We start from the raw sequence: 8,183 nt of genomic DNA, 5'->3' as shown, positions 1-8,183 counted from the left end.
TAAGAAGAACATCCGCCCCCAACAAGTTGCTCCCGTTGAACGTGAAACTATCTCTACCGCTAAGGATCAAAGCGGTCAGGTTACAGCCCAATTTTCATTCCCCTTCCTTCCTTTTGCCGGCGACGACGCGGAGTAAGTCACCCCATTCTAGCACTCACCTCAAAAAAGGTCAAAAGTCTGTTTCTACATCCCTTGGCGCACGGTTCGCCTCGATGAATTGACGGACAACCTCTGTCAGTTCGGGGGTTTCCGATACCTGGCACGGGGGAGGTGGAAAACCGGACTTGGATTTTTTGGGGTTGGTGGTTGAACCCTGATTTGTGAGATGAACCCCAGCCAACAGCTTACTACCCCAGTAGCATCTGGTTGGGGTCTTCTCCTTGGGTTTATACTTTTGGCAGAAGCCTTTATACTTTTTGGCACATTCTTCTAAGCTGTTTCCTAGTTAGATGTAGGTTGGGTTAAGCAACAGCGCAACCCAACAAAATTAAATCACGAAATCACCGAAATGTTGGGTAACATCCTGTAAATCCTGGATATCCTGGATATCCTGATTCAGACAATTTCATCATCTAAACTGTAATTGTAATAAAGAATTTTATTTTTATGACAATTCCCATAACTATTAACTTACCCGAAAGTTTAGCTGCTTCTGTCGAACGTTATGAATTATTAATTTTAATATCCCTTTATCAAATGGGACAATTAAGAAAATCTGAAGGTTTAGCCGAAGCTGTTAAATGGGGAATAAAAACTCCTTTATCACCATGAGTTCTCTATCTGAAACCATACGCCAAAAAGTGTCTGAATCAGGATATCCAGGATTAAAGGATGAACAGGATGAATACAGTAGATGTAGGTTGGGTTAAGCGACAGCGCAACCCAACAAAATTAAATCACAAAATCACCGAAATGTTGGGTAACATCCTGTAAATCCTTAAATCCTGGAAATCCTGATTCAGACAATAATTATCATACAAATAAAACCTATGCCTAACCTTACCGACATCCCCGGAATTTCTCAAATTTGGACACGCACAAAAGGCGACCCCCGCATTAAAATTGCTATCCTTGATGGTGCAGCAGATTTAGAACGCAGTTGTTTTCAAGGGGCAAAATTTAGTCAATTTAAACCCTACTGGTCAGAAGATATTGAACTTAACGAAGAATACTATTATTATCTCAATTTATATTTAGATTTTAACAAAGAACAAAAAGACAAAAAAGACGACCCCGACCACGATAAAGAAGAAGCGAAAAAAGAACGAGAAGCATTTTTTGCCCCCTTCCCTGAAGCTATTAGACAACGCATTGAATTATCCAGTCATGCTACTCACATTTCTAGCACTATCTTAGGACAACACGGCACACCAGCCCCTGGTATTGCCCCTTTATGTACAGCATTAAATATTCCCATTTCCTTCGCTAATGATGATTTTATTTCCCCCGTCAACCTTACCCACGCTATTAATACGGCTTTGAAATGGGGAGCAAATCTGATTCATATTGCTGCTTGTCACCCTACCCAAACCGGAGTAGCACCAGATTTATTTGCCCGTGCTGTGAAACAATGCCAAGATAACAATATGTTAATTGTTGCCCCAGGTGGTAATGATAAAGGTGAATGTTGGTGTATTCCCTCTATTCTTCCTGGTGTGATTACAGTGGGTGCAATGCGAGATGATGGCCAACCGTTTAAATTTAGTAATTATGGCGGAGAATATCAAAATAAAGGGGTAATGGCCAACGGTGAAAATATTTTAGGCGCCCAACCGGGAACAGAAGAACCTATCAGAGAAAAAGGGACAAGTTGCGCTGCACCCATTGTCACAGGTATTTCTGCCTTATTAATGAGTCTGCAATTGCAACGAGGAGAACAACCCAACGCTGAAGCAGTGCGTCAAGCAATTTTAAATAGTGCTATTCCCTGTAACCCGGAAGAGGTGGAAGAACCAGAACGCTGTTTATTAGGTAAGTTGAATATTCCCGGTGCGTTTCAATTATTGACGGGAGAAAGGTTAGAACCTCACCCCCAACCCCTCTCCTACCAGGGAGTACAAGAACCTCACCCCCAACCCCTCTCCTCCGAGGAGAGAGGAGTAGGAATATCTCGTTCCCAGGTTCTACCTGGGAATGCTACATTAGAGGCTCTGCCTCTCACTATACCGTCAGGCAGAGCCTTGGAGACAGCATTCCCAGCCGGAGACTGGGAACGAGAAATTCAAGGAAGTGAAATAACTCAAGGTGTCACCCCTAGTGCGGCTTCTAAATTGGTATATGCTTTAGGAACTATTGGTTATGATTTTGGTAATGAAGCCAGAAGGGACACCTTTAAACAATTAATGCCAGCAGTGAATATGGACGGGGCAATTATTCCTGCTAATCCCTATGATACCCGGCAAATGGTGAATTATCTATCAGCAAATCCCGCCGAAGCTAAACCTTTAATTTGGACTCTCAACCAAGAATTAACTCCTATTTATGCTTTAGAACCTGTGAGCGGTTTTGCCGCAGATATCTATGAAACCCTGATTTTGATGTTAGAGGGACAAATTCAACCAGAAAACAGTGATGATTTTGTGGAACGGGTAAGTATACCTGCAAGATTAACAGATAGAACAGTGGAGTTATTTTCTGGTCAAGTTGTGCCTGTAATTAGTCTTACGAATACTAGGGGAATGTATGGTTGGAAAGTCAACAGTTTGGTAGATGCGGCTTTGCAAACTGTAATTACGGGAGAAACTGCACCAGCCCAAGAAATAGCTATGAGAAAGGCTTTGAGTAGTTTCTTAAATCGAGTATACTATGATTTGCAAAATTTAGGACAACTTGCTAAAGATCGGGCGTTGAATTTTTCTGTAACTAATGCTTTCCAAGCAGCTTCTAGTTTTTATCAGGCTATTTCTACAGGGATGCAGCTTGATAGTATTGAAGTGGAAAAAAGTCCTTTCTGTCGCATTAATAGCGATTGTTGGGATGTGAAATTAAAGTTTTTTGATCCTGAAAATGGTCGCAGGGCTAAAAAGGTGTTTTTGTTTACCATTGATGTTAGTGACAGAATTCCTGTAACTTTAGGTCAAGTTCGCTCTTGGTCTGTGCGGAAATAAGCACGTAGTCTATGCTCTGATCAATAATTTATCAAAATTGTTTATAAGAGCATCCGGTAAGTGTAAAACTCAGCGACTTGGCTCTCTGAGATATAAGCGACACGAGGGATTCTAATCCCTGTGGTATCTTAGAATTAAATTGTGAGTAAGAACAAAAAACATATATGATCATAGTACATTTTTTGCGTCTTGTCAAGTCTAAAAATGGAAAATCGGTAAAAAACACATTTCCCCAATAGTTTCTTTTTTCTGGCTTGGCCTTTTGTTTATACTTTTTGCCAAACTTTTGCTAAAATCATATTAGACATCCATTAAAATACCATCATCTTATTTATGCAAACTAAAGAAATAATTATACAAGAACTACAGCAAATACCAGAAATTGAACTAACCCAAATACTTAATTTCGTTCGTGCTATCAAAGAAAAAACCAACTCGAACCCAACTGAATATAAACCTATTTGGGAAGTAGCTGATGATATTATTAAAGACATTCCTGAAGAAGTCTTAGAGGGTGTTTGAAAAGTTATGGTTGATGTATCAAATATTTTTTACCCCATTATTGTTTCCCCCCTTTACAAGGGGGGACTAAGGGGGGTAGCAATGTGATGAAAATTACGGAATACCACTTTTCAAACATCCTCTTAGAAGGACATTTGGAATTTGACAATACTGAAAATTCTCAGTATTTGATTTTTACCAAGGGATCAACTTTGGATGTATTGCAACATTCTCGATATTTATGGCATTCAGGGGAAAGGCTGGAATTGACGGAAACCCAGCGAGAGGAAGTTGTGGCAGCTAATGATCAATTGGCTAGTCAGGGTTATCGTGTTTTAGGGGCGGCGACAAGACAAGGTGGGGCGGAATTAAACCAGCTAGATCATAACTTGTTAGAACAGGATTTGACCTTTTTGGGCTTGGTGGCGATGATTGATCCGGCACGGCCAGAAGTTGCGGATGCAATCGCTCTTTGTCATCGTGCCGGCATTCAAGTTACGATGATTACGGGTGATTATGGGTTAACAGCGGCAGCAATTGCACAACGCATTGGTTTAGCTAACGGTAAACCCAGAATCATCACCGGTGAACAATTAGGACACCTTTCGGATACGCAATTGCGGCAAATCCTCCACAAACACAAAACCGGGTTAGTATTTGCCAGGGTAATGCCGGAACAGAAACTCAGATTAGTGGAAGCATATAAAACCGTTAATATTGATAGCTGATGAACTGCGAAAGCGAATTATTAGACAATTCAACTTTTAAACAATTTTAGATTTTAGGCGTTGCTGCTTAAGGGTATGAATTTATCGGGCTTCGCCCCGCTTCGCTAATATGCAGAGGCGCAGAGTCTCTCCAGAGTAAGAAAAAATATAATATTCACTTTTGCTAATAATCATTTTCTTGTTTTTATAAATTAGTGCGAATTTACCAAAAATTATTACCAATACACTACAAATTCAGCAGAATATATTGTCTTGAATAAGTTAAAAATGTGTTCCTGGTCACAAAAATCAACCAATTGTGAGGGGATCATGATATGAATTGCTCACTATTCATAAAAACTTATATAAATTAAGATTGCGATATATATACTTTAGGGAAACGACTGATCAGAAATCCTGATTAAAAAATATTGCAATAACTTGATTTAGTTGCTAATGTGTGTAGGTACGACAGCACTGGTGAATGCTCGGAGCAAATAGAGAGGTAAAATCAATGAGCTTTATCCATCCTGCCAACAGTCTTTTATGTTGATTAAACAATCCTGACAACGAGGAATTTCTGCTGTCGAGAAGCAATAAAGGGGTATTGCAGATGAGCAGAAAAAGTATCTTCGTTCCTGTCGCTGAATTGAAATTTGATTTTTGTTTACCGTTCATCAATCGTCTTCCCTGTTGATTGCAAAGAAGGCAAAAGGAAGATGAAAAATGAAGAATTTGGAGGTGAAAACCGATGAAGATTCAAGGAAAAGTTGCACTAATTACCGGGGCTTCCCGTGGCATTGGTAAAGCGATCGCATTAGAATTAGCCAAACAGGGCATGAAAAGGTTAATATTGGTAGCACGCGATCGCCAAAAGTTAGCCGAAGTAGCCGCCCAAATCGAAGCTTTAGGCGTAGAAACTACAATTATGGCCTTAGACTTAACTCACTCAATCAACGTCAACATAGCCGTAGCCCAACTGTGGCGAAGTTATGGACCCATTCATCTACTCGTAAATTGTGCCGGAGTCGCACATCAAAACTCATTTCTGCAATCAAAACTCCCCCAACTGCAAGAAGAACTCTCCGTCAATTTGATGGGAATGTACACCCTCACCAACTTGATAGCCAAACGCATGGTTAGTCAAAGACAAGGGATCATTGTCAATGTCTCCAGTTTAATGGGGAAAGTTGCCGCCCCGACAATGGCCACATATTCCGCCACCAAGTTTGCCATTGTGGGATTTACCCAGGCACTACGTCAAGAACTTGCCCAACACAATGTCCGCGTTATCGCCTTACTCCCTTCCCTCACCGAAACAGACATGGTGCGTGACTTGCAATCATTCCGAGGAGTGATCCCCATGACACCCGAACAAGTCGCCCAAGCCCTCGTTATCGGCATAGAAAACGATACCGCAGAAATCCTAGTAGGCTGGCAATCTCACTTAGCCGTATTATGCCAACGTCTCGCCCCTTGGTTACTAGAAATCATCATGCAACTAGCAACACCGAAAAAACCATTACCTGACGCTGCGGGATAACTATTGTTTCGCGCAAAGACGCAAAGAAGCTAAGGCGCAAAGTGTTTTTTGTGTCTTTGCGTCAAGTAAAGTTAAAAAATGGTAGGTTGGGTTAAGCGAAAGCGCAACCCAACTGAAAATTTGATAATGATAAGGAAGAAATGACACTATCGCTAACCCTGTAATAATAGTGCAGAATCATAATTGATCTTACTGTAGCGATCGCTTGATAATCAAAATAGTTGCTACGAAATAAATATATTATTGTCTGAATCAGGATGTCCAGGATTTTAGGATTAACAGGATGTTCGTTAAAAGTATCATGTTTTGATTTTTGATTGTCCATCTTTATCTGTGTTTATCTGCGTTTATCTGCGTTTATCTGCGTTCAATTATTCTTGATATTACTGTTACATTAGCATTATTTATTTAACTATTGATTTATTTGAATTAGGGAGATTATAGATAGTCTACTAATTCTAGGAACTCTTCGGTTCTTTCAATCAGTAGTTTTGCATCTTCAGCAGTTAAACGTTCAGAACGATCATAATCTCCCTTTAAACGGATCTGTTCTGCATCAATTAGATAACGGTGAAATTTAGGATCAATTTTACCAGTTCTGGCAAAAAGTTCGCCAAATTTACTAATTACAGCGGAGTGTTTGCTAAAACTGAGATTTTCACTTACCAGGAATGCTTCAGCTATATAAAACATGGCATAATAAGCACGAGAAGCAGCAAAATCAGGTAGATTTTCACCAGCTAAAATTTTAGCTGCACGCAGACTATCTTGAGCTTTTTGCACTAGAAACTCTTGTTCTTTGTTCATAAAAATAAATACCTTCTTTTTTGATATTTTGGATTAGCATTGTTTGTTCTTTTTCAAAACGACTGAGGGAGTAAAATAGGTTAGAAATTACTACACTATATTTTAAACAAAGGGGACTAAGAAAAAAGCCAATTTTTTCAATTTCTTTGGTTGCTTGCACTAAATCCTTCAATATAATTAATACATCAAAATCTGAATCAGGAGTAGCATCACCACGCGCTTGAGAACCAAAAAGAATCACTGCAATTAGTTGATCTTGGTATGTTTCAAGCAAGTTATTACACAATTCCTGCATAATTTCTTCTAGTTTTGGGTGTCTCATCGTTTAGTAATATTTTCTACTTGGAGATATAGCATTTTTTGTCAGAATCAGGATTTACAGGATTTACGGAATGTTGATTTTATTTGTGCTGTACTAATATTTTAATTTGTCTGAATCAGGATGTCCAGGATTTTAGGATTTACAGGATGTTGTTTGAAAGTTTCATGTTTTGATTTTTGATTGTCCATCTTTATCTGGTTTCAATGTGATTATTAATTACATTAAATTTTGCAATCTGTGAATTTCTCTCAAGATATCCACTACTTCTTGAAAATTTTTATCTCTGCCTTGTTCTTTATATAAATTAGCAGATTTCTGTAAATCACTAATTGCATAGGGTGGATGTCCTATTTTATGGTAGGCACAGCCCCGATTTTCATATGCTTCAGCGAAATTAGGATTAATTCTGATAGCAGTATCAAAATCATCAATAGCTTTCTGATGTTCTCCTATTTCATCAAACATCATTCCTCTCCTCAGATATGCTGGTGCATGATTAGAATCTAATTTTATAACTTGAGTGAAGTCTATCATCGCTCCTTTATCTAATCGTCTATCATAACGAGCAATACCCCGCCAAAAATAAGCTAAAATGTTCTTATTATTAATAGTGATCGCTTGAGTAAAATCTTCAATTGATTTTTGTATTTCTTGGGTATGATAGAGTATAAATCCGCGATTAAAATAAGCTTCGTCTGTTGGATTAATTTTTATTGATTGTGTATAGTCATGAATAGCTAATTGATTAGCTCCAATATCAAAATACATATTACCCCGCCAAAAATAAGATTTGTCTGTTGGATTAATTTTTATAGCTTGAGTGAAATCATCAATTGCACTCTGTTTATCTCCTAAATTATAGTGAGCAACCCCCCGATTATAGTAAGCAATAGCAAATTCTGGATCTAAATTAATAGCTTGAGTATAATCATTAATTGCACTCTGATTATCTCCTAAACTATAGTGAGCAACCCCCCGATAATTGTAGTCCATGGCATAATTGGGATTAATTTTTATAGCTTGAGTGTAATCATCAATTGCACCCTGGTTATTTCCTAATTCAAAGTGAGCATTTCCCCGATTGTTGTAGACAATGGCATTATTAGGATTAATTTTTATGGCTTGAGTGTAATCATTAATTGCACTCTGATTATCTCCTAAATTACAGTGAGCATTTCCCCGGTTGTTGTAGGCCA

9 protein-coding genes are annotated in these 8,183 nt (G+C 38.7%); 6 read left to right on the top strand and 3 right to left on the bottom strand.

Annotated elements, in window-relative coordinates; all coding sequences use genetic code 11:
• Positions 1 to 10 precede the first annotated feature (10 nt).
• From AN490_RS22925 to AN490_RS07320, 6 genes are all read left to right on the top strand, one after another.
• Complete coding sequence (locus tag AN490_RS22925) at positions 11 to 136, top strand: anacyclamide/piricyclamide family prenylated cyclic peptide (RefSeq protein WP_366925026.1); 126 nt, start codon at positions 11 to 13, stop codon at positions 134 to 136.
• 470 nt (positions 137 to 606) lie between these two features.
• Positions 607 to 771: a hypothetical protein gene (locus AN490_RS07340; RefSeq protein ID WP_300001292.1), complete on the top strand. Its 165-nt coding sequence runs from the start codon at positions 607 to 609 to the stop codon at positions 769 to 771.
• A gap of 218 nt (positions 772 to 989) precedes the next feature.
• Positions 990 to 3,107 carry a PatA/PatG family cyanobactin maturation protease gene (locus tag AN490_RS07335; RefSeq protein ID WP_300001291.1) on the top strand — a complete coding sequence of 706 codons (2,118 nt, stop codon included), beginning with the start codon at positions 990 to 992 and terminating at the stop codon, positions 3,105 to 3,107.
• A gap of 333 nt (positions 3,108 to 3,440) precedes the next feature.
• Complete coding sequence (locus AN490_RS07330; protein ID WP_300001289.1) at positions 3,441 to 3,629, top strand: hypothetical protein; 189 nt, start codon at positions 3,441 to 3,443, stop codon at positions 3,627 to 3,629.
• A gap of 86 nt (positions 3,630 to 3,715) precedes the next feature.
• The gene (locus tag AN490_RS07325; RefSeq protein ID WP_300001302.1) at positions 3,716 to 4,336 is read left to right on the top strand and encodes an HAD family hydrolase; all 621 of its coding nucleotides are present in this window, start codon (positions 3,716 to 3,718) and stop codon (positions 4,334 to 4,336) included.
• Positions 4,337 to 5,066: 730 nt separating this feature from the next.
• A complete protein-coding gene (locus AN490_RS07320) occupies positions 5,067 to 5,858 on the top strand; it encodes an SDR family NAD(P)-dependent oxidoreductase (RefSeq protein ID WP_300001287.1) in 792 nt (263 codons plus the stop codon).
• 438 nt (positions 5,859 to 6,296) lie between these two features.
• Here AN490_RS07320 and AN490_RS07315 read toward each other — a convergent pair whose 3' ends face one another.
• The 3 genes from AN490_RS07315 to AN490_RS07305 all read right to left on the bottom strand — a co-directional run.
• Entirely contained in the window at positions 6,297 to 6,665 is a 369-nt protein-coding gene (locus AN490_RS07315; RefSeq protein WP_300001285.1) for a HEPN domain-containing protein, read from the bottom strand.
• Positions 6,622 to 6,987, bottom strand: a complete 366-nt coding sequence (locus AN490_RS07310) for a nucleotidyltransferase domain-containing protein (protein ID WP_015083667.1) — start codon at positions 6,985 to 6,987, stop codon at positions 6,622 to 6,624. Before AN490_RS07310 ends, AN490_RS07315 begins: the two co-directional genes overlap by 44 nt.
• A gap of 216 nt (positions 6,988 to 7,203) precedes the next feature.
• Positions 7,204 to 8,183: tetratricopeptide repeat protein (locus AN490_RS07305; protein WP_300001282.1), on the bottom strand; the 980-nt coding region annotated here is incomplete at its 5' end.

This window comes from Anabaena sp. AL09, from assembly GCF_001672255.1.
Taxonomy (GTDB): domain Bacteria; phylum Cyanobacteriota; class Cyanobacteriia; order Cyanobacteriales; family Nostocaceae; genus Dolichospermum; species Dolichospermum lemmermannii.
Note: the sequence above shows the minus strand (reverse complement) of the source record. Positions and strands in the feature narration are given on the sequence as shown.